This window comes from Faecalibacterium sp. Marseille-Q0746, assembly GCF_017377595.1.
In the GTDB taxonomy this organism is placed as follows: Bacteria; Bacillota; Clostridia; order Oscillospirales; family Ruminococcaceae; genus Faecalibacterium; species Faecalibacterium duncaniae.
In genome coordinates this window covers 35,473-53,966 of the sequence record NZ_JAFREI010000014.1, presented here as the reverse complement: position 1 = coordinate 53,966, position 18,494 = coordinate 35,473, and the positions used below count along the sequence as shown (strand labels likewise).

The following is an 18,494-nucleotide window of genomic DNA, read 5'->3' as shown; positions in this document are numbered from 1 at the left end:
TGGTACAATGTCAAGTAAAGTGAAAGGAATTTTCTAAAAAAACAGCCATTATTCCAGATACATCCGCCGCAGCCGCATCAGGCGGGCGGGGGTCAGGCCGTATTCCGCCTCGAGATAGGCATCGGTGGTGCCGTACTCTTTGCGGATGGTGTCCAACACAAAGGGGGCAGACTCCGGGTGGACACCGGCAATGCCCTGATAGAACTGCTTCTGTTCCGGATGCGCCTCGATCTCCTCGGCATGGGCGGCCCAGATCTTTTCCAGCTCCGGGCGGCGGCAGACATTGGTCCGGACAAAATCCTGACAGATCGTTTCATCGGAAGCCCCCAGTGCCAGCAGGATGAGCATGGCCGCCACGCCGGTGCGGTCTTTCCCGCCGGAGCAGTGGAACAGGATCGGCGTTTCGCCCGCCTCCAGCGCCCGGAACAGCTCCTTGTAGGCCTTATTGCGGAAGAGCATCTGCTCATACATGGCATCGGCGAGGTTATGTTCCTCGTCCTTCTTGCCCTTGAGCAGCTTTTCAATGTCCCCGGGAGAGAAGGAGATCTCGCTTCCGTCCGGGTGGCAAAGCCCGCAGATGCGCACCAGCCGCGCGCCATCGGGCACATAGTCAGGCTGCTCCGCTGCCTCGGACTCGCTGCGCAGGTCAAGGATGAGCCGCAGGCCCAGGCTGTCCAGCAGCTTACGGTCAGCCGCCCCGGTCAGCAGTCCGGTGGGAATGCCGCGGTAGATCTGCCCCCACTTGACATGCTTGCCCTCGTCGGCCTCGTAGCCGCCCAGCTCCCGGAAGTTGTTTCCGCCTGCAAAGGGCAGCTGGGTGCCCGGAACCGGGTGCTGCGGTGCCGCCTTGGGGGCGGCGCTGGACAGCACCGGGAAGTTGTAGAAGGGCTTTGCCGGGCGGCCCCGCCGGGGCGGCAGGGATGCCGCTCCCCCGATGACCTCCATCAGGTAGCCCCGCAGCAGGTCAAGATAGGCCGAGTTGTGGTCGCGCCGCTGCACCATCGAGACGCAGAGGGGCGGCAGATCTTCCAGCAGCACGTCCCGCACCCGGTCCAGCTCCCGCCGTGCCCCCGGCTCGTAGCGGGTCAGGCAGGTGCAGAGCTGCTCCTGAACCAGATAATACGCCTGATAGAAGCTGGGGCCGATCTCCGCGTTGGGTGCAAAGCCCTCCCGGGCGCAGGCATCCCACAGGGGGCTGAACAGATCCTGCCGCAGGCTGGGCAACAGCACCCGCTGGCCCCGCAGGGCCGAAAGCGGCACCCGCTCCTTCTCCCAGAAGGGATGGCCGCGCGGCACCAGCAGGCAGGCCGGGTCGGCCCGCAGGGTGGTGCGGGCCAGCACCGGAGCCGCCGTGCCCAGATCCATCACAAGGCCCGCGTCCAGCTCGCCCTGCTCCACACCATCGGCCACGGCATCGTTTTCCAGCAGGCGGAACCGCATCTCAATGTGGGGGTACTGCTGGCGGAACTTGTCCAGCTGGGTCTCCAGCCCGGGCAGGTAGTCCGGCACCAGCGAGACACTGATGCCGATGCGCACCGGCTGGGCCGACTGGATCTCCGCATGGAGGGCCGCCTGCATCTGCTGGAACTGCTCCACCACCGGAGCCGCATGGCGCTGCAAACTCAGCCCCCGCTCGGTGAGCGAGAGCTTGTGGTGGGCGCTGACGAACAGCGGGCCGCAGAGCTCGGCTTCCAGCGCCGTGATGCTCTGCCGCAGGGCCTGCCGCGACAGAAACAGCCGCTGTGACGCGCGGGTGTAGTTCATTTCTTCGCACAAAACCAGAAAATAGTGCAGCTGGCGGATATCCATGGGTTCCTCCTGAAGGGTTGTGTATCAGTAGATTAAGGATACCGCCTTTTTGCCCGCTTGTAAAGGCCGCGCGGGCAAAAAGTCCCTCCCGGATTGACACATCCCGCCGCATGGTGTAGACTTCAAACAGCAGATTTTTTCTCCCCGAAGAGAAAAGTTCCATCAAACACACAGAAAGAAGGTATTTTCCATGAAAGTCATCGCTACTGAAAAGGCTCCCGGCGCGATCGGCCCCTACTCCCAGGGCTTCATCGCCGGAGGTTTTGTCTACACCTCCGGCCAGATCCCTGTGAACCCTGCGGACGGCACTGTGCCCGAAGGCATCGCCGCCCAGACCGAGCAGAGCTGCAAGAACGTGGGTGCGATCCTGGAAGCCGCCGGTTCCGGCTACGACAAGGTCATCAAGACCACCTGCTTCCTGGCCGATATCGCCGACTTTGCCGCCTTCAACGAGGTCTACGCAAAGTACTTCACCTCCAAGCCCGCCCGCAGCTGCGTTGCTGTCAAGGATCTGCCCAAGGGTGTCCTGTGCGAGATCGAGGCTGTGGCAGAGGCGTAAGCTCCCGAATTGCACCAGCTTTGCGTTCTCCCCTTTACAACGCTCTGGAATTGTGCCATAATTTACTGTATTAAAGGGAAAGCCGTTCCGGTGCCGCAATTCGGCGGCGGAGAACGGAAAGAGAGGGGTAAACTGTTATGAGCAAAACGATGATCCCGCAGAACTACACACCCGCGCTGAACCTGTACGACACCCAGCGTGCCATCGGCACCGTGAAGCGGCTGTTCGCCGACACCCTGTGTGCCACGCTGAACCTCTACCGCGTGTCGGCTCCGCTGTTTCTGGAGGCTTCCACCGGCCTGAACGACGACCTGAACGGCGTGGAACGCAAGGTCACCTTTGACATCCGGGACAGCGGCATTGAGGCACAGGTGGTGCAGTCGCTGGCAAAGTGGAAGCGTAAGGCCCTGAAGGACTACGGCTTCCGCGTGGGCAAGGGCCTGTACTGCGACATGAACGCCATCCGCCGGGACGAGGAGCTGGACAACCTCCACTCCGTTTATGTGGACCAGTGGGACTGGGAGAAGGTCATCCGTGAGGAGGACCGCAGCGAGGCCTACCTGAAGAATGTGGTGCGCTCCATCGTGTCGGCTGTCTGCGCCACCGAGATGAACCTGCACGCCATGTTCCCCCAGCTGCAGGATCTGCCCCTTCACACCCCCAACGTGACCTTTATCACCACCCAGGAGCTGGAGGACAAGTACCCTGACCTGACCCCGAAGGAGCGCGAGAACGCCTTTGTAAAGGAAAACGGCACCACCTTCCTGATGAAGATCGGTGCTCCCCTGAAGAGCGGCAAGCCCCACGACGGCCGCGCCCCCGACTACGACGACTGGGACCTGAACGGCGACCTGCTGTTCTGGAACGAGCCCCTGCAGTGCAGCTACGAGTTGAGCAGCATGGGTATCCGCGTCAGCCCCGAGAGCATGGACCGGCAGCTGACCATGGCAGGCTGTGACGACCGCCGCACCCTGCCCTTCCACAAGGCAGTGCTGAACGGTGAGCTGCCCTACACCATCGGCGGCGGCATCGGCCAGAGCCGTCTGTGCATGCTGCTGCTGGGCAGCGCCCACATCGGCGAGGTACAGGCAAGCGTCTGGGACGAAGCCACCCGCGCGGCCTGCGCAAAGGCCGGGATCCCCCTGCTGTAAGCAAAACACGAGAAAAGGCTCTCTGCCAAAACCGGCAGAGAGCCTTTTTTGCAGCTCAGCTTCTGAAAAGCAAGCCCACATTTCTCTTTTTGCGGCGGTTCCCGCCCAGCCGCCAGACAAGCCAGGCATAGAGCAGGTTCATGGCCAGGATGGCCGCGCACCACAGCACCGTCTGCCGGGTGGTCTGCTGATAGACCAGCAGGAACGGGTAAGGCCCGGTGATGAGCCGCTGGTAATTGGCCCAGAGGGCCACAGAGCCATAGAGCATCGTGGGAACCAGCGCCAGCGGAACGCACCGCGCGGGCAGCTTTGGCTCCCGTTCCAGCAGGACAAAGGAGATAAAGGCACACAGCGGGTTGAGCAGGTGGTGGTAGAGCATGGAGCTCTCGGTCAGCAGAAACACCACGCCGCCCTGGTCGGCACAGTAGGGCCCCAGCACGAACACCACGGTCAGGAAGGTCATGGTCAGGCAGCAGGTGGCAATGTACTTGAGCGTCTTGACCCAGCGGGGCAGCTGCCGCCCCGTGAACAGGCAGATCACCTGACACACCGCCACCAGCAGGCAGACGAAGAACGCAAAGACATTGGAGTTCTCGGTGTAAAAGGTGAAGGTCTGGCTGCCCACCGCTTCCCAGGTCATCCGGATGGCCACCGGCTCCCACCGCACGATGCAGAGGTTCAGGAAAATGGAACAGAGAATGGCGATCTTCTTGATCATTTTGCGGTATTGATGAAGCTGCGGTTGTCCCACAGGTACTTGATGCCGGAGATGGCGGTGGCAATGGCCACCAGCCAGCACAGCCAGTAAGAGAGGAACACGCAGTCAGCGCCTATCATAATGAAATTGCCCCAGGTCAATGCGGTGCCGAAATAGTAGAAGATGATGGTCAGCATCTGCAGCACAGTCTTTACCTTGCCCCACATATTGGCGGCGATGACCTTGCCGTCCTTGGCACCGGCGGCCACCATCCGCAGACCGGACACCGCAAACTCACGGGCCAGGATGATGCAGAGCACCACCGGGCTGCACACGCCGTCCCGCAGCATGTAAATGAAGGCCACGGTGGTCAGCAGTTTGTCGGCCAGCGGGTCGGCAAACTTGCCAAAGTCGGTGACCATGTTCCACTTGCGGGCCAGATGGCCGTCCAGAAAATCGGTAAAGCTGGCCGCGGCAAAGATGATGCCCGCCACCAGATACCAGGTGGGGTTGAAATCTTCCGTGCCGATCTGGGTCAGGGAAACGAAGACCATGAACACCGGCACCAGAATGATGCGGGTCAGGGTAAGCTTATTGGGCAGATTCATACAGATTCCTCCAATTTGTTATTTTGCAACCGTGCCGTACAGATCGTAAAGGTCGCTGTCCTCCACCAGCACATCATAGAACTGGCCGGGATAGAGCGGCTCCTCGCTGGAAACGCAGACATTGCCGTCCACCTCGGGGGCATCGCCGGTGGTGCGGCAGAGGTACAGGCCGCTCTCCTCGTCGATGCCGTCACAGAGCACACGGACGGTCTGGCCCACCTTTTCGGCCTGTTTCTGGGCCATGATGCCGGTCTGGATCTGCATCACCAGCTCTGCGCGCCGGTCCTTGGTCTCCTGATCGATCTGGCCGTCCATCTTTGCGGCCACGGTGTTCTCCTCGGCAGAATAGGCAAAGCAGCCCAGACGGTCAAATCTGACCTCCTTGACGAAGTTGCACAGGTCCTCGAACTGCTCCTCGGTCTCGCCGGGGAAGCCTGCGATCAGGGTGGTGCGCAGGGTGATGCCGGGAATCTCCCGGCGCAGTTTGCCGATGACCTCCAGCAGCTCCGCACGGGTGGAGCGGCGGTTCATGTTTTTGAGGATGGTATCATTGCAGTGCTGGATGGGCAGGTCGAGGTAAGGCACCACCTTCTCGTTCCGCTTCATGGCGGCAATAAAGTCATCGGTGATGCGCTCCGGGTAGGCGTACATGATGCGGATCCACTCAAGGCCCGGCACCTTGTTCAGCTTGTCCAGCAGCTCACAGATGCTGCCGGGCTTGCCCCAGTCCTCGCCATAGGCGGTGGGGTCCTGGGCCACCACGATCAGCTCCTTCACGCCCTCACCGGCCAGCCAGCGGGCCTCGGCCACGCAGTCGGCCAGATCGCGGCTGTGCAGCGGGCCACGGATGCCCGGGATGGCGCAGTAGTGGCAGCGGTTGTTGCAGCCCTCTGCGATCTTTAAGTACGCATAGTGGGCAGGCGTGCCGATGACGCGCTTGCCGCCCAGCGGGAAGTCCTTTTTGGCACCGTAGCTTTCCAGATGGTTCTCACCGTGGAACAGGCGGGCCACGATGGTGTCAATGGCCTTGTTGGAGGCACAGCCCACCACAGCATCCACCTCGGGGATCTCCTCCTCGATCTGGCTGCGGTAACGCTCGGCCAGGCAGCCGGTGACGATGACCTTCAGCTCCGGGTTCTGCTGCTTGTAGGCGCAGGCCTCCAGAATGTTCTCAATGGCCTCTGTCTTGGCGCTCTCGATAAAGCCGCAGGTGTTGACCAGAATGACATCGGCTTCACCCAGGTCGGCCACCGTCTCGTGACCAGCCGAAAGCAGGATGTGCACCATCACGTCCAGATCGACCTGGTTCTTGGGGCAGCCAAGGGAAATACATGCAATTTTCATAAAAAGGGATACTCTCTTTCCTGTTTGTCAAATCTCCGTTGTATAACCTCTCCGTCATTGCTTCGCAATGCCACCTCTCCTAGTAGGAGAGGCCTTGGCAGTAAGGGAGAAGTTTCCCGTTTTGCCAAGGGCTCCCCTACTAGGGGAGCTGTCGAGCGGATGCGAGACTGAGAGGTTGTACCAAGGATCACTTATTCCTCTTCGATTCGCCGAATGGCTTCCTTAATGACGGAATACGAAAATCCCCGCCGCTGCAGGGCCGCAATGACCAGATCCCTGCGGCCCGCTTCCAGCTTTTTGCGGTAATGCCCTTCCACCAGAGCGGCGGCGGCTTCCAGCTCCGGGTCTTCGCCGGAAACATCGGGGGTGTAAACAGCATCCAGCGCCTGCTGGATCTCGCCTGCGGCCAGCCCCTTCTGCCGTAGATTCTGGGCAGCGGCGCGACGGCTCTTTTTTGCCGCCAGCAGGGCGTGGGCACGGGTCTCGGCATAGCGGGCATCGTTGATATACTCCCGCTGCACCATCTCTGCCACCACGGCGGCACTGGTCTGCTGGGTATAGCGGCGGTTCAGCCGCTCATACAGCTGGCCCGAAGAAAGCTCCTGCCCGGCCAACAGCTCCATGGCCCGGGTGCGGGCCTTGGCGGCATCGGTAGATTTTTCCTCTTCGGCCAGCGGGCGGCGGCCACGGCTGTAAAAGGCCATTTACTCTTCCACCATGATATCCAGCTCACTCTCGCTGCTGCGGGCGGGAGCCTTGACCACCGGCTCCTTTGCTGTGGCAGGAGCTGCCGGTTCCCCCTCTGCAGGGGCAGCGGCAGCCTTGCCCCCCGGGCGACGGGTGGCATAGAGCTTGTCGGCATTGGCGCGCACCTGACCCTCGATATCGTTGGCGATCTCGGGGTTATCGCGCAGGAACTGCTTGGCATTGTCGCGGCCCTGACCCAGGCGGATATCACCGTAGTTGAACCATGCACCGCTCTTCTGAACGATGCCCAGCTTGACACCCAGATCGATGAGCTCACTCATCTTGGAGATGCCCTCGCCGAACATGATGTCGAACTCCGCCTCACGGAACGGAGGAGCCACCTTGTTCTTGACGATCTTGGCGCGGGTGTGGTTGCCGATGAACTGACCGGAAGAATCCTTCAGGCCCTCCACGCGGCGGATATCGATGCGGACAGAGGAATAATACTTCAGGGCGCGGCCGCCGGTGGTGACCTCGGGGTTGCCGTAGACCACGCCGACCTTTTCACGCAGCTGGTTGATGAAGATGCAGACGGTGTTGGTCTTGCCGATGACGCTGGTCAGCTTGCGCATGGCCTGGCTCATCAGGCGGGCCTGCAGGCCCACATGGCTGTCGCCCATCTCGCCCTCGATCTCAGCGCGGGGCACCATGGCGGCAACAGAGTCCACAACGATGGCATCAATGGCACCGGAGCGCACCAGCGCCTCGCAGATCTCCATGGCCTGCTCACCGGTATCGGGCTGGCTGACCAGCAGGTTGTTGATGTCCACACCCAGCGCCTCGGCATACACAGGGTCCAGCGCGTGCTCCACGTCGATGAAGGCAACATCGCCGCCCTTCTTCTGGGCTTCGGCCAGAACATGCAGGGCCAGCGTGGTCTTACCACTGGATTCAGGGCCGTACACCTCAATGATGCGGCCCCGGGGCACGCCGCCCACGCCCAGTGCCAGATCCAGGCCGATGCTGCCGGTTGAGATGGCATCCACCTGCATGGCGGCGTTGTCGCCCAGCTTCATCACAGCGCCCTTGCCGAATTGCTTCTCGATCTGGGCCAGTGCCGTGGCCAGCGCATCCTTCTTGGCACCGGGATCGGTCTTCTGGGTCGCCGGGGCAACGTTGTTGTTCTGATTTTTTGCCATAGTGTCATGCTCCTTTGTCATCTGTTCCCGGCGCGGTGCGGCCAAACGCAGGCGCGGGCATTCCAATTCTTTCGGTACTAGTATAACACATTTTACAGATATTACAACAGGAAGTTGTAGATATTTTTATTGTTTTCTCGCCATCACACAGCGGTCATTGCCGCCAAAGTCTTTTCTGCACACGATCTCCGTCCACCCGTTGGCGGCAAGCATGGCCGTTACAGCTTCCCGCTGCTGCCAGCCGATCTCCAGGGCAAGGGCACCGCCGGGGCGCAGAGCTTTCTGGTAGTGTTCCGCAATGGCGCGGTAAAATACCAGCCCATCCTCCCCCGCTTCCAGCGCCATGGCAGGCTCCTGCGCCACCTCGGGCTGCAGTGCGTCCATCTCGGCGGAGGTCAGGTAAGGCGGGTTCGACACAATGAGGTCGAGCTGCCCCTCCGGCAGGGTCTTCCAGTAGGTGAACAGATCTCCCTGCACCGGGGTGATGGTCAGTACCGGGGAGAGATGGGCGTTCTGCTCCAGATAGCGGTATGCCGCAGGGCTCTTCTCCAGACTGGTGACCTGTGCCGCCGGGCAGAAGCGCTTCACGCCCAGCCCCAAACAGCCTGTGCCGGCGCAGAGGTCGAGCACCCGGGGTGCCTCCACCCCAGCCAGCATTCCGGCGGCGGCTTCGGCCACCACCTCAGTATCGGCCCGGGGGCAGAGCACGCCGGGGCCGACAGCCAGCTCAAAATCAAGGAAGGGCCAGCTGCCGCAGAGGTACTGCAAAGGCTCCCGGGCCGCGCGGCGGGCCGTCAGGGATTCCAGCCGCTCTGCCTGCTCTGCACCCAGCGGAGCATCGGCAAGGCGGGCATCCCCGCCCGCTGCCAGCCGGAAGAGCTCGGCCGCGTCAAAATCTGAGTCAGGGCAGCCTGCGGCGCGCAGGCGTGCCTCCACCTCCCGGACTGCTGCCCGGGGCAGCATCCCTGCGGTTACCATCTGCCGTCCTCCGGGTCCTCGGGCAGGACCGGTGTGACGGCGGCAATGGCCACCTCAATCATGCTGTCGTCCGGCTCAAACACGGTCAGATGCTGCACCCAGATGCCGGGCTGCCGGATGATGCGGGTGGCAATATTGTCCGACCGGCCGCACCACTTGAGCAGCTCGTAGCTGATGCCCATGACCAGCGGCAGGAGCAGCAGTTTGAACACCACCCGCAGGCTGGTGCTGGACCAGGGCAGCACGCTGTACAGGAACACGCTGACGATGACCACCAAAATCAAAAAGCTGGTGCCGCACCGGGGGTGGAAGCGGGTATATTTGCGGACATTCTCCACCGTGAGGGGGTCTCCAGCCTCGTAGCAGGCAATGGTCTTGTGCTCTGCTCCGTGGTACTCGAACACCCGGTGGATCTCCTTCATCCGGGAGATGGCGGCCATGTAGGTCAGGAAGATGGCGACCTTGAGCACCGCCTCCAGCACCACCTTGGCCCAGCGGCCCAGCGGCACCAGATGGTTCAGGCCGCCCACCAGCACCGTGGGCAGAACGGTGAAGAGCAGGATGGCAAACAGCCCGCCGATCACGGCAGCTGCCGCCAGCATAATATCTTCGGCCTTTTTCCCCAGATGGTCGCCCACCCATTTTTCAAAGGCAGTCTCCTCTTCGGCGGGGTCGTAGTCGTCCCCCATGCTCACCTGTGCCGAGTACATCATGTACTTGTATCCCATGATCAGGCTTTCGATCATCGAGATGGCTCCCCGCACCAGCGGGATCTTTGTCCACACGCCGTGGGTGGGGGTGGGCTCGACCTTGGTCTCAATGGTTCCATCAGGCTTGCGGACAGCACAGCAGATGTTTTTTGGGCCCCGCATCATAATGCCCTCCATCAGGGCCTGCCCGCCCACACTCGTCTTGAAGCGTTCCTTGTTCGGTTGATTCATTGGCTCTCCTATGGGGCGCTGCGGCCCCTCTCTATCGTAAAAACTGCCTCTCTATCTTACCAGATAAATATGGACAATCTCTTATCGTTTGTAGATCGGCAGGCCCAGGGTGACCACCGTGCCCCGGCCCAGCGTGCTCTTGAGGTCCATGGTGCCGTCCAGTGCGGTCATAATGGAATCCACCAGCGCAAGGCCGATGCCGCTGCCCCGCACCGAGTTGCTGCCCTTGTAAAACTTGGTCTTGACGTTTTCCAGGTCCTCCGGCGGGATGCCGCGGCCCTGATCGATGATCTCGATGAAGGCTTTGTACTCGCCCTGCCAGATCTTGACCGTGATGCGTCCGCCGGGGGCCGAATACTTGATGGCATTGTCCAGAATGTTGATGAACACCTGCCGCAGGCGGTCGGGGTCAGCGTAGACCGGGATCATCTCCTCCGGCTCCGCATAGGCCAGCAGAAGCCCCTCCCGCTGGATGCGCGCTTCACAGAAAAGGACAGCGTCCGTCAGCTCGGCCACAAGGTCCAGGGGGCGGCACTCCATTTTCAGGCGGCCATTCTGCAGGCGGCTGAAATCCAGCAGCTCCTCCACCATGTTGTACAGGCGGGCGGTCTCGTTGTTGATGATCTCCAGCCCCTTGCGGTAGTTCTCATCGGTGGGGTCATCCAGGGTGCGCAGGGTCTCCACCCAGCCCCGGATGGAGGTGAGCGGCGTGCGCAGTTCATGGGAGACCGAGCTGATGAATTCGTTCTTCATCTTTTCCGTCTCTTCCAGCCCCTCGGCCATCTGATTGATGGTTCCGCGCAGGCGGTCCACCTCGTCCCGCTCGTCACCGGTCACAGGCAGGCGGACATCCAGTTCTCCCCGGGCGATGCTGGCGGCGATCCGCTCCACCTGCCCCAGCGGCACCACGATGCCCCGCACGAAGTACAGGCCGGAGGCCACTGTGAAGCCCAGAATGGCAGCCACCACGATCAGGCTGACGATGAAAACGCTCTTCAGCTGCGCCTGCACCAGCGTCAGACTGGTGACAAGGCGCATGGCAGCCACGTCCTCGGCCGCATAGGGCACCAGACTGCACACAGCCATGACCGTTTCCCCGCTGGCGGTGCGGTAGATGGCCACACCCACGCCGTCCGGTGCATCCTGCGCCTTGTTAAAATCGTCCTGCACCACGATGCCGTCCGCACCTGTGCCGCTGGAGGAGGCAATCACGCCGCCGTAGCCGTCCAGCAACATGAACTCATATTTGTCTTTATCCGCAAACTGTTCCACCATCCGGCGCAGGGCCACACTGCGGTTGGCCGCGGTCTTCTGGGCCGTGTCGCCGGTGTACATTTTCAGCTGACCGTTGATGGAGGAAAAACGCCGCATCATGGTCTGCTGGACGCTGTTGTAGTAGCTGCGGCCGAAGTTGTACACGAACATGCTCTCCACCAGCAGCACCAGCAGCACCGTCAGGAACAGGCTTCCCCGCAGCCAGCGGTTGGTAATACCACTGCGCATTGCTTTTCCTCCTTTCTGTCAGTAATCCTGGCTCTCCTATTGGGAGAGCTATCGAGCACAGCGCAACTGAGAGGTTTTTCTTTACTCCTCCCACCGGTAGCCGTAGCCCCACACTGTCATAATGTGGGTGGGGTGGCTGGGCTCATCTTCCACCTTCATCCGCAGGCGGCGGATGTTCACATCCACGATCTTCACATCGCCGAAGTAGTTCTCACCCCACACGCCCTTCAGGATCTTTTCCCGCACCAGCGCGATGCCGGGGTTGTGGAAGAACAGCTCCATGATCTGGAACTCCACCTGGGTCAGCTCGATCTGCCGCCCGGCCTTGAGGAGAACACGGCGGTTCTCATCCAGCACAAATTCCCCGCTGACCAGTGTGGTGGGGGCGCTTTCGTCTGCAGCGGAGCCGCCGCCCGAGCGGCCCACCCGGCGGCAGAGGGCCTCCACACGGGCCAGCAGTTCACTGACGCTGAAGGGCTTGGTCATATAGTCATCCGCGCCGATGGACAGGCCGCGGATCTTGTCCTGCTCCTGCCCCTTGGCACTCAGGATGATGATGCCGATCTTCTGGTCGGTGCGGCGGATGGTCTCGCAGAGCGAGAACCCATTCATGCCGGGCAGCATCACATCCAGAATGGCAGCATCACAGCCGGGCTTCTGCTCCAGCAGAGGCAGGGCGGCTTCGGCGCTGTCGGCCTCCACCGCCTCCATCCCCGCCAGCCGCAGGTTCAGCGCGATCATCTCGCGGATGCTGGCTTCATCCTCTACCACAAGTACCTTGACCATCTAAGACCTCCATATTTTTCTGCCTTCTCCCTCTGCCCAAGAGCACACGAAGAAGCATTTCACCTCAGAACACCCAGCCTGCATCCGGTAAACTTCTGCAAAACTGAGCGGCATCATCAATTCAACCGGTACAACGACCGGGACAGTCGATAGCTCTGATCCTTCAGCACCACGTCCGGCCCGAACCTGGCCTGCATCTGGCGGGATGCCACCACGCCCAGGCGGGTCCAGCCCGCCGCGCTCTCGCTGGAAGGAACCAGGCGCATGGTCAGCACCAGCTTGCCCTCGTCCACGGTGCGCAGCTCCACGGCCTCCTCTCCCTCAGCGCTGTCGGTGAGCATCAGGTTGCCCTCCCACTCGGCAGGCAGCTCAATATAGCAGCTGCTCTCCTCGTCCAGCAGACCGAAACTCTTTTCCGGCTCCGGGCTGGTGTAGTCCATCCAGACGATAAAATCCATTCGTCGGCTCTGGCTCAGGTTCAGCAGGCCCGCTTCGTCAGGCTGGGTGGGAATCTCCACGATGCCGTCGCCATCCAGATCCCGGCTGACCAGCGTGGAGACATTGCGCAGGGACGCATTGTACAGCTCACTGGTGCTGATCTGCTCCGCGGGCAGCATCTGCTGGCTTTCCTCATCGAAGTAGAGCAGCACCGTGGCCAGATTGTTGCCCGAGAGGCCGGTCCAGCCGTCCAGCACCAGATAGCGCTTTCCGTCCGCTCCCAAGCCCGCCGCCACAGCGGCGCAGCCCGAGAACTTATCTGCCGAAAGGCCCATGACAGCCACCTGCTGGAACATCCCGTCCCGGTCAACGGTCAGCAGCTCGATCTGCACCCCGCCGTCCTCCAGCGTGGACATCAGGATCAGATCCTCGTTGCCGCCGCCGGTGATATCCTCCACCAGATACTGCTCATAGGACTGTTCCAGAATGGCATTGACCGTGCCGTTCTCGTAGGAGTACACCGCCAGATAGCTGTCGCCCTGCGCGGCGAGGTACCCCACCACCAGCTGGGTTGCGGCACCATCCTGCAGCTGTGCCAGCCGGACATTGTCCACTGTATCCGCCAGACCCTCGATGCTCTGGCGGACCTGCCACAGGCCTGCGGCATCCTTCTGCAAAAATGCAATGCAGACGTTGGAGCTCTGGGCCGTGGTGTAGAGAACAGCGGCATCCTGCTGGCCGTCGCCATCCAGATCCTGCAAAAGGAACGGCGAGAGCAGCTCCCCCTGCATCGGGTATTTCAGCTGGGCGCTCTCCCCCAGCCATTCGTTCAGGGCATTTTGCAGTGCACCGTAATCGCCCGGAAGGCGCGGGGCACGCAGCAGCTCCTCCACCTGCACATTTTCCGATATCGAGAGGCCGCACGCCGAGAGCAGGCCCATCATGCAGCCTGCACTCAGCACCAGAAACCGTCGTCTTTTCAACCGCCGCCCCTCCCTTCTGTGGAAAATTCGCAAAGTCGTGCAGAAATACAGTATAATTATAGCATTCTTGCCCCGCCATCACAAGCCCCAGCTGCTAACGCCCAACCGGGCAGCGGGGTGTTCCCAAAGCAAGTGTCCGCTGGGGTGGGACCCTGCTGCCGCAGGCAGTAGGGCGGGCGATGGAATGGCCCGTTTCACTTGCGTGGGAATGCCGCGCTGCCCGGCCCACACGATGCAAAAAAGGCCCTTTCCCCGAAGGGAAAGAGCCTTTGTTACACTGTTTGAACAGTCAGAGTCGATCAGACGAGCTCCAGAACTGCCATCTCAGCAGCGTCGCCGCGGCGAGCGCCGATCTTGATGATGCGGGTGTAGCCGCCGTTGCGGTCAGCGTACTTGGGGCTGATCTCATCAAACAGCTTCTTTGCAACATCTTCCTTGGTGATGTAGGCGTAGACCTGACGCTTGGTGTGCAGGTCGCTGGCCTTACCCAGGGTGATCATCTTCTCGGCCATGGAACGAACGTCCTTAGCGCGAGTGACAGTGGTCTCAATCTTGCCATTCTCTAACAGGTAGGTGACCATAGCGCGCATCATAGCGTTGCGGCTGTCGCTGGTTCTACCGAGCTTTCTGGTACCGGGCATCCCGTTTCACTCCTTATTATTTTAGTTACTCATCGTCTGTGTTCAGCTTGAAGCCCAGGGAGTCCAGCTTTGCCATGACTTCTTCCAGGCTCTTGCGGCCGAGGTTACGGACTTTCATCATCTCGTCCTCGCTCTTGCTGACCAGATCCTCCACCGTGTTGATACCGGCGCGCTTCAGGCAGTTGAAGGAACGGACGCTCAGATCCAGCTCTTCGATGGTCATCTCCAGAGCCTTTTCCTTATCGTCGTTGGTCTTCTCCACCATGATCTCCGTACCGGCAGCCTCATCGGACAGGTTGACGAAAAGGTTCAGGTGCTCGGTCAGCACACGGGCAGCCAGAGAAACGGCTTCCTGTGCATTGATCGTGCCATCCGTCCAAACCTCGATGGTCAGCTTGTCGTAATCGATGGCCTGTCCAACGCGGGTGCTCTCAACGTTATAATTCACCTTGAGCACGGGGGTGTAAATGCTATCGACGGGAAGAGTGTTGATATCGTTCTTCTCGACGATGGCCTGCTTGTTGCGCTCTGCAGGCACATAACCGCGGCCCTTATCGAAGGTGAGCTCCATGACGAGCTTGCCGCCCTCGCCCAGGGTTGCAATGTGCCATTCAGGGTTCAGGATCTCAATATCGTCGCCCTGCTTGATGTTGTCCGCAGTAACCTCACAAGGGCCGACTGCCTCAACACGCACTGTCTTCGGCCCGTCGGTGTACAGCTTTGCAGCAATACCCTTCAGGTTCAGGACAATTTCGGTAACGTCTTCCTTGACGCCCTCAATGGTGGAGAACTCGTGAACCACGCCGTCGATCTTGACGCTGGTCACGGCGACACCGGGCAGAGAGGAAAGAAGCACACGACGCAGGCTGTTGCCCAGTGTGATGCCAAAGCCACGCTCCAGAGGCTCCGCCACGAATCTGCCGTAGCGGCCGTCCGGGGACAGGCTTGCCGTTTCGATTTTGGGACGTTCAATCTCCATCATATCTATGCCCTCCTTGTCAAACCGATGTTGCCATCGGCCCATTATTAAATTCTTTTAAAAAGAATGCGAAAGGTCGCCATCCAGAAGGAAGGCCTCCCCTTCTTAATGGATTACTTGGAGTACAGCTCGACGATGAGGTGCTCTGCAACTTCGTAGTCGATGTCGCTGCGCTCGGGGAGCTTGGTCACAACACCCTTCAGGGTGCCGGCCTCACGGTTCAGCCAGGAAGGCAGAGCCACAACGGGAGCCTCGGGGCCAACGAGCTTTGCGAACTTAGCAGAAGAACGGCTGGACTCACGGACCTCGATCACGTCACCGGCCTTGACCTGGTAGGAAGGAATGTTGACCTTCTTGCCATTGACGGTGAAGTGAGCGTGGCTCACCAGCTGACGAGCGTCGCGGCGGGTCTGAGCAAAGCCCAGGCGGAACACGACGTTGTCCAGACGGCACTCCATGATCTGGAGCAGGTTCTCACCGGTCTTGCCGGGGCGAGCCTCAGCACGCAGGTAAGCATTGTGGAACTGCTTCTCCAGAACGCCGTAGATAAACTTGACCTTCTGCTTCTCCTTCAGCTGAGATGCGTACTCAGACTGCTTCTTGCGGACATTGCCGTTGGAGTTGCGGGTGGTATTCTTCTTTGCATAGCCCATGACCGCAGGAGAAATGCCCAGGGCCTTGCAACGCTTTGCGATAGGCTGCGTATTCTTTGCCATAATTCAATTTCCTCCTTCGATCAGACACGACGGCGCTTCGGGGGACGGCAGCCGTTGTGGGGGATGGGAGTCACGTCCTTGATCAGGGTGACTTCCAGGCCGGTAGCCTGCAGCGCACGGATAGCGGACTCACGGCCAGCGCCGGGGCCCTTGACGTAGACTTCAACAGTCTTCATGCCATGCTCGATTGCAACCTTGGCTGCGGTCTCGGCAGCAGACTGGGCTGCGAACGGGGTGCTCTTACGGCTGCCACGGAAGTTCAGGGAGCCAGAGGAGCACCAGGACACTGCATTACCCTGCAGGTCGGTGATGGTAACGACAGTATTGTTGAAGGTAGACTGGATATGAGCCTGACCAGCAGCAATGTTCTTGCGCTCTTTCCGCTTCATGCGGACATTTGCGCCCTTCTTGGCGTTATTTGCACTTGCCATTTCTCAAATCCTCCTTACTTCTTCTTGTTAGCGACAGTGCGCTTGGGACCCTTGCAGGTACGTGCATTGGTCTTGGTGCGCTGGCCGCGGCAGGGCAGATTCTTGCGATGGCGGGTGCCACGGAAGGACTGGATCTCAACCAGGCGCTTGATGTCCAGAGCAACGTTGCGGCGCAGGTCGCCCTCAACGATGATGTTAGCCTGATCGATGTAGTCACGGATCTTAGCCTCTTCTTCCAGAGTCAGGTCCTTGACGCGGGTATCGGGGTTGATGCCAGTTGCTTCCAGGATCTTGTTAGCAGTGGTCTGACCGATACCGTAAACGTAGGTGAGACCCACCTGAACGCGCTTCTCGCGGGGCAGGTCAACGCCGGCAATACGTGCCATAGTAGTATCCTCCAAAATCATCCCATGTCAGTGTCGGGGTCTGCGCCGGGACTCTACGCACTTGACCCCCAGGCGCCCGAATTAGCCCTGGCGCTGCTTATGCTTGGGGTTCTGGCAGATGACCATCACGCGGCCTTTGCGGCGGATGACCTTGCACTTTTCGCAGATGGGTTTCACGGAAGGCTTGACCTTCATGATGTTGAACCTCCTTTTGGTTGATGCCCTGGCACTTATTTGGAGCGCCAGGTGATGCGGCCCTTTGACAAGTCATAGGGCGACATTTCTACGGTAACCTTGTCCCCGGGCAGGATACGGATGAAATTGGTCCGCAGCTTGCCGGAGATGTGCGCTAAGAGGATGTGCCCGCTGGGAGTGAGCTTCCCGGTGTTCTTATCCTCGCTCAACATTTCCACCTTAAAGATGGCGTTGGGCATGGCTTCACGCACGATGCCTTCGATCTCGATAACGTCTTCTTTAGACAAGCTATTTGCCTCCTCATTGGATCTGCTCAGTTTGCCATGAATTGACGGACAGGCGGCGATAACCGCCACATACTTCTTCTCCTGCGGCACAAAATCCGCAAAGTGGGCAGAAAATCCCTGTCCACCGAGAAAGCATCTGGCTGTCACGGCCATTTATAGATTATACACCTTTTGCAATGGATTTGCAAGTGTTTTTTCCGTATTTCCGATAAAAAATTCTCGCATTTTCAAACCGGCCGTTTCCCCGCCCGGTTTTGCGCTTCTCCACCGGGAAGATGAAAATTTTTCACCAAAACTTGTCAGAATTGCACAAAGGACGTGCTCCGGATGCAAAAAGACCTCCCGTTTCCGGGAGGTCTTGGGGGATGCTGTACCGGTTTGCTTACTTCAGGCAGAAGGTCTCGGGATCAAAATCGGGATCATCCCAGAAGCGGGTCATGATCTCGGTATGATCCTTCAGGATCGCGTTCGAGTGCTCGAAGTGCGCTGCCAGACCGCCGTCCTTGGTCTTGACCGTCCAGCCGTCCTTGGCCTGGGTGATCTTACAGTCGTACTGGCAGATCATAGGCTCAATGGCAATGGTCATGCCGGGCACAAGGCGGGGGCCGCGGCCCTGATGGCCGTAGTTGGGCACCTCGGGGTCCTCGTGCAGTTCACGGCCGGTGCCGTGGCCCACGAACTCCCGGACCACGGAGAAGCCTGCGTCCTCGCAGTAGCTCTGCACCGCATAGCCGATATCACCGATGCGGTTGCCGGCCTTTGCCTGCTCGATGCCCTTGTACAGAGCTGCCTTGGTCACATCCAGCAGGCGCTGTGCTTCCAGGTCGATCTTGCCCACCGCATAGGTGCAGGCGTTGTCGCCGTTGAAGCCATCGACCTTTGCACCGGTGTCGATGCTGACGATGTCGCCCGGGCGGATGACGATATCATGCGACGGGATGCCATGGATGATGGTATCATTCAGGCTGATGCAGGCCGTTCCCGGGAAACCGTACAGTCCCTTGAAGTTGGGGGTACCGCCGTGCTTCACGATGAAATCGTAGATCAGCTTATCCAGTTCCCAGGTGGTCATGCCAGCCTCAATGTGCTGGCCGCCGTACTTCAGGGCAGCTGCGCTCAGGGCATTGGCCCTGCGCATTCCGTCCAGTTCTTTCGCATTCTTAATCTGGATCACGA

The 18,494-nt window shown here is 60.2% G+C and carries 21 protein-coding genes; 2 read left to right on the top strand and 19 right to left on the bottom strand.

Annotated elements, in window-relative coordinates; all coding sequences use genetic code 11:
- Positions 1-48 precede the first annotated feature (48 nt).
- Complete coding sequence (locus tag J3351_RS09250; protein ID WP_207697581.1) at positions 49-1,809, bottom strand: tyrosine-protein phosphatase; 1,761 nt, start codon at positions 1,807-1,809, stop codon at positions 49-51.
- A 190-nt stretch (positions 1,810-1,999) separates the two neighbouring features.
- Here J3351_RS09250 and J3351_RS09245 point away from each other — a divergent pair, with 190 nt between their 5' ends.
- Both J3351_RS09245 and asnA read left to right on the top strand, forming a co-directional pair.
- Positions 2,000-2,368: a RidA family protein gene (locus tag J3351_RS09245; RefSeq protein WP_097773256.1), complete on the top strand. Its 369-nt coding sequence runs from the start codon at positions 2,000-2,002 to the stop codon at positions 2,366-2,368.
- A gap of 137 nt (positions 2,369-2,505) precedes the next feature.
- Positions 2,506-3,519 (top strand): aspartate--ammonia ligase, encoded by a 1,014-nt coding sequence (gene asnA / locus J3351_RS09240; RefSeq protein WP_156062204.1) that lies wholly within the window; start codon positions 2,506-2,508, stop codon positions 3,517-3,519.
- Positions 3,520-3,574: 55 nt separating this feature from the next.
- On the opposite strand, the gene J3351_RS09235 is transcribed toward asnA, so the two are convergent.
- From J3351_RS09235 to map, 18 genes are all read right to left on the bottom strand, one after another.
- Entirely contained in the window at positions 3,575-4,237 is a 663-nt protein-coding gene (locus J3351_RS09235) for a hypothetical protein (RefSeq protein WP_207697580.1), read from the bottom strand.
- Complete coding sequence (pgsA, locus tag J3351_RS09230) at positions 4,234-4,824, bottom strand: CDP-diacylglycerol--glycerol-3-phosphate 3-phosphatidyltransferase (protein ID WP_156067059.1); 591 nt, start codon at positions 4,822-4,824, stop codon at positions 4,234-4,236. The genes J3351_RS09235 and pgsA overlap by 4 nt, the downstream gene beginning before the upstream one ends.
- A gap of 18 nt (positions 4,825-4,842) precedes the next feature.
- Positions 4,843-6,168 carry a 30S ribosomal protein S12 methylthiotransferase RimO gene (gene rimO / locus J3351_RS09225; protein ID WP_005934883.1) on the bottom strand — a complete coding sequence of 442 codons (1,326 nt, stop codon included), beginning with the start codon at positions 6,166-6,168 and terminating at the stop codon, positions 4,843-4,845.
- 191 nt (positions 6,169-6,359) lie between these two features.
- Entirely contained in the window at positions 6,360-6,872 is a 513-nt protein-coding gene (locus tag J3351_RS09220) for a regulatory protein RecX (RefSeq protein ID WP_207697579.1), read from the bottom strand.
- Positions 6,873-8,054: a recombinase RecA gene (recA, locus tag J3351_RS09215; RefSeq protein ID WP_082210798.1), complete on the bottom strand. Its 1,182-nt coding sequence runs from the start codon at positions 8,052-8,054 to the stop codon at positions 6,873-6,875.
- Positions 8,055-8,180: 126 nt separating this feature from the next.
- A complete protein-coding gene (gene prmC, locus J3351_RS09210; protein WP_207697578.1) occupies positions 8,181-9,032 on the bottom strand; it encodes a peptide chain release factor N(5)-glutamine methyltransferase in 852 nt (283 codons plus the stop codon).
- Positions 9,026-9,973 carry a DUF1385 domain-containing protein gene (locus J3351_RS09205; RefSeq protein WP_097771298.1) on the bottom strand — a complete coding sequence of 316 codons (948 nt, stop codon included), beginning with the start codon at positions 9,971-9,973 and terminating at the stop codon, positions 9,026-9,028. The genes prmC and J3351_RS09205 overlap by 7 nt, the downstream gene beginning before the upstream one ends.
- A gap of 81 nt (positions 9,974-10,054) precedes the next feature.
- Complete coding sequence (locus tag J3351_RS09200) at positions 10,055-11,476, bottom strand: HAMP domain-containing sensor histidine kinase (protein WP_098924248.1); 1,422 nt, start codon at positions 11,474-11,476, stop codon at positions 10,055-10,057.
- Between the two features lie 81 nt (positions 11,477-11,557).
- Positions 11,558-12,262 (bottom strand): response regulator transcription factor, encoded by a 705-nt coding sequence (locus J3351_RS09195; RefSeq protein WP_117505831.1) that lies wholly within the window; start codon positions 12,260-12,262, stop codon positions 11,558-11,560.
- Positions 12,263-12,378: 116 nt separating this feature from the next.
- Positions 12,379-13,683 carry a hypothetical protein gene (locus tag J3351_RS09190; RefSeq protein WP_242699362.1) on the bottom strand — a complete coding sequence of 435 codons (1,305 nt, stop codon included), beginning with the start codon at positions 13,681-13,683 and terminating at the stop codon, positions 12,379-12,381.
- Between the two features lie 299 nt (positions 13,684-13,982).
- A complete protein-coding gene (gene rplQ, locus J3351_RS09185) occupies positions 13,983-14,324 on the bottom strand; it encodes a 50S ribosomal protein L17 (RefSeq protein WP_005934891.1) in 342 nt (113 codons plus the stop codon).
- A gap of 25 nt (positions 14,325-14,349) precedes the next feature.
- Complete coding sequence (locus J3351_RS09180; protein ID WP_035394747.1) at positions 14,350-15,306, bottom strand: DNA-directed RNA polymerase subunit alpha; 957 nt, start codon at positions 15,304-15,306, stop codon at positions 14,350-14,352.
- A gap of 110 nt (positions 15,307-15,416) precedes the next feature.
- A complete protein-coding gene (gene rpsD, locus J3351_RS09175; RefSeq protein ID WP_005934893.1) occupies positions 15,417-16,019 on the bottom strand; it encodes a 30S ribosomal protein S4 in 603 nt (200 codons plus the stop codon).
- A gap of 20 nt (positions 16,020-16,039) precedes the next feature.
- Complete coding sequence (gene rpsK / locus J3351_RS09170; RefSeq protein WP_005934894.1) at positions 16,040-16,450, bottom strand: 30S ribosomal protein S11; 411 nt, start codon at positions 16,448-16,450, stop codon at positions 16,040-16,042.
- A 14-nt stretch (positions 16,451-16,464) separates the two neighbouring features.
- On the bottom strand, positions 16,465-16,836 hold the full coding sequence (gene rpsM / locus J3351_RS09165; protein WP_005937976.1) for a 30S ribosomal protein S13: 372 nt from the start codon (positions 16,834-16,836) through the stop codon (positions 16,465-16,467).
- Between the two features lie 81 nt (positions 16,837-16,917).
- Positions 16,918-17,031 (bottom strand): 50S ribosomal protein L36, encoded by a 114-nt coding sequence (gene rpmJ / locus J3351_RS09160; protein ID WP_005921832.1) that lies wholly within the window; start codon positions 17,029-17,031, stop codon positions 16,918-16,920.
- A 35-nt stretch (positions 17,032-17,066) separates the two neighbouring features.
- A complete protein-coding gene (gene infA / locus J3351_RS09155; RefSeq protein ID WP_005937979.1) occupies positions 17,067-17,318 on the bottom strand; it encodes a translation initiation factor IF-1 in 252 nt (83 codons plus the stop codon).
- Positions 17,319-17,700: 382 nt separating this feature from the next.
- Positions 17,701-18,492: a type I methionyl aminopeptidase gene (gene map / locus J3351_RS09150; protein WP_005934899.1), complete on the bottom strand. Its 792-nt coding sequence runs from the start codon at positions 18,490-18,492 to the stop codon at positions 17,701-17,703.
- Positions 18,493-18,494: the final 2 nt, after the last annotated feature.

Excerpts from the sequence above, each read along its gene's own strand:
- J3351_RS09250 (WP_207697581.1), bottom strand. The coding sequence starts at position 1,809 with ATGGATATCCGCCAGCTGCACTATTTTCTGGTTTTGTGCGAAGAAATG.
- J3351_RS09245 (WP_097773256.1), top strand. The coding sequence starts at position 2,000 with ATGAAAGTCATCGCTACTGAAAAGGCTCCCGGCGCGATCGGCCCCTAC.
- asnA (WP_156062204.1), top strand. The coding sequence starts at position 2,506 with ATGAGCAAAACGATGATCCCGCAGAACTACACACCCGCGCTGAACCTG.
- J3351_RS09235 (WP_207697580.1), bottom strand. The coding sequence starts at position 4,237 with ATGATCAAGAAGATCGCCATTCTCTGTTCCATTTTCCTGAACCTCTGC.
- pgsA (WP_156067059.1), bottom strand. The coding sequence starts at position 4,824 with ATGAATCTGCCCAATAAGCTTACCCTGACCCGCATCATTCTGGTGCCG.
- rimO (WP_005934883.1), bottom strand. The coding sequence starts at position 6,168 with ATGAAAATTGCATGTATTTCCCTTGGCTGCCCCAAGAACCAGGTCGAT.
- J3351_RS09220 (WP_207697579.1), bottom strand. The coding sequence starts at position 6,872 with ATGGCCTTTTACAGCCGTGGCCGCCGCCCGCTGGCCGAAGAGGAAAAA.
- recA (WP_082210798.1), bottom strand. The coding sequence starts at position 8,054 with ATGGCAAAAAATCAGAACAACAACGTTGCCCCGGCGACCCAGAAGACC.
- prmC (WP_207697578.1), bottom strand. The coding sequence starts at position 9,032 with ATGGTAACCGCAGGGATGCTGCCCCGGGCAGCAGTCCGGGAGGTGGAG.
- J3351_RS09205 (WP_097771298.1), bottom strand. The coding sequence starts at position 9,973 with ATGAATCAACCGAACAAGGAACGCTTCAAGACGAGTGTGGGCGGGCAG.
- J3351_RS09200 (WP_098924248.1), bottom strand. The coding sequence starts at position 11,476 with ATGCGCAGTGGTATTACCAACCGCTGGCTGCGGGGAAGCCTGTTCCTG.
- J3351_RS09195 (WP_117505831.1), bottom strand. The coding sequence starts at position 12,262 with ATGGTCAAGGTACTTGTGGTAGAGGATGAAGCCAGCATCCGCGAGATG.
- rplQ (WP_005934891.1), bottom strand. The coding sequence starts at position 14,324 with ATGCCCGGTACCAGAAAGCTCGGTAGAACCAGCGACAGCCGCAACGCT.
- J3351_RS09180 (WP_035394747.1), bottom strand. The coding sequence starts at position 15,306 with ATGATGGAGATTGAACGTCCCAAAATCGAAACGGCAAGCCTGTCCCCG.
- rpsD (WP_005934893.1), bottom strand. The coding sequence starts at position 16,019 with ATGGCAAAGAATACGCAGCCTATCGCAAAGCGTTGCAAGGCCCTGGGC.
- rpsK (WP_005934894.1), bottom strand. The coding sequence starts at position 16,450 with ATGGCAAGTGCAAATAACGCCAAGAAGGGCGCAAATGTCCGCATGAAG.
- rpsM (WP_005937976.1), bottom strand. The coding sequence starts at position 16,836 with ATGGCACGTATTGCCGGCGTTGACCTGCCCCGCGAGAAGCGCGTTCAG.
- rpmJ (WP_005921832.1), bottom strand. The coding sequence starts at position 17,031 with ATGAAGGTCAAGCCTTCCGTGAAACCCATCTGCGAAAAGTGCAAGGTC.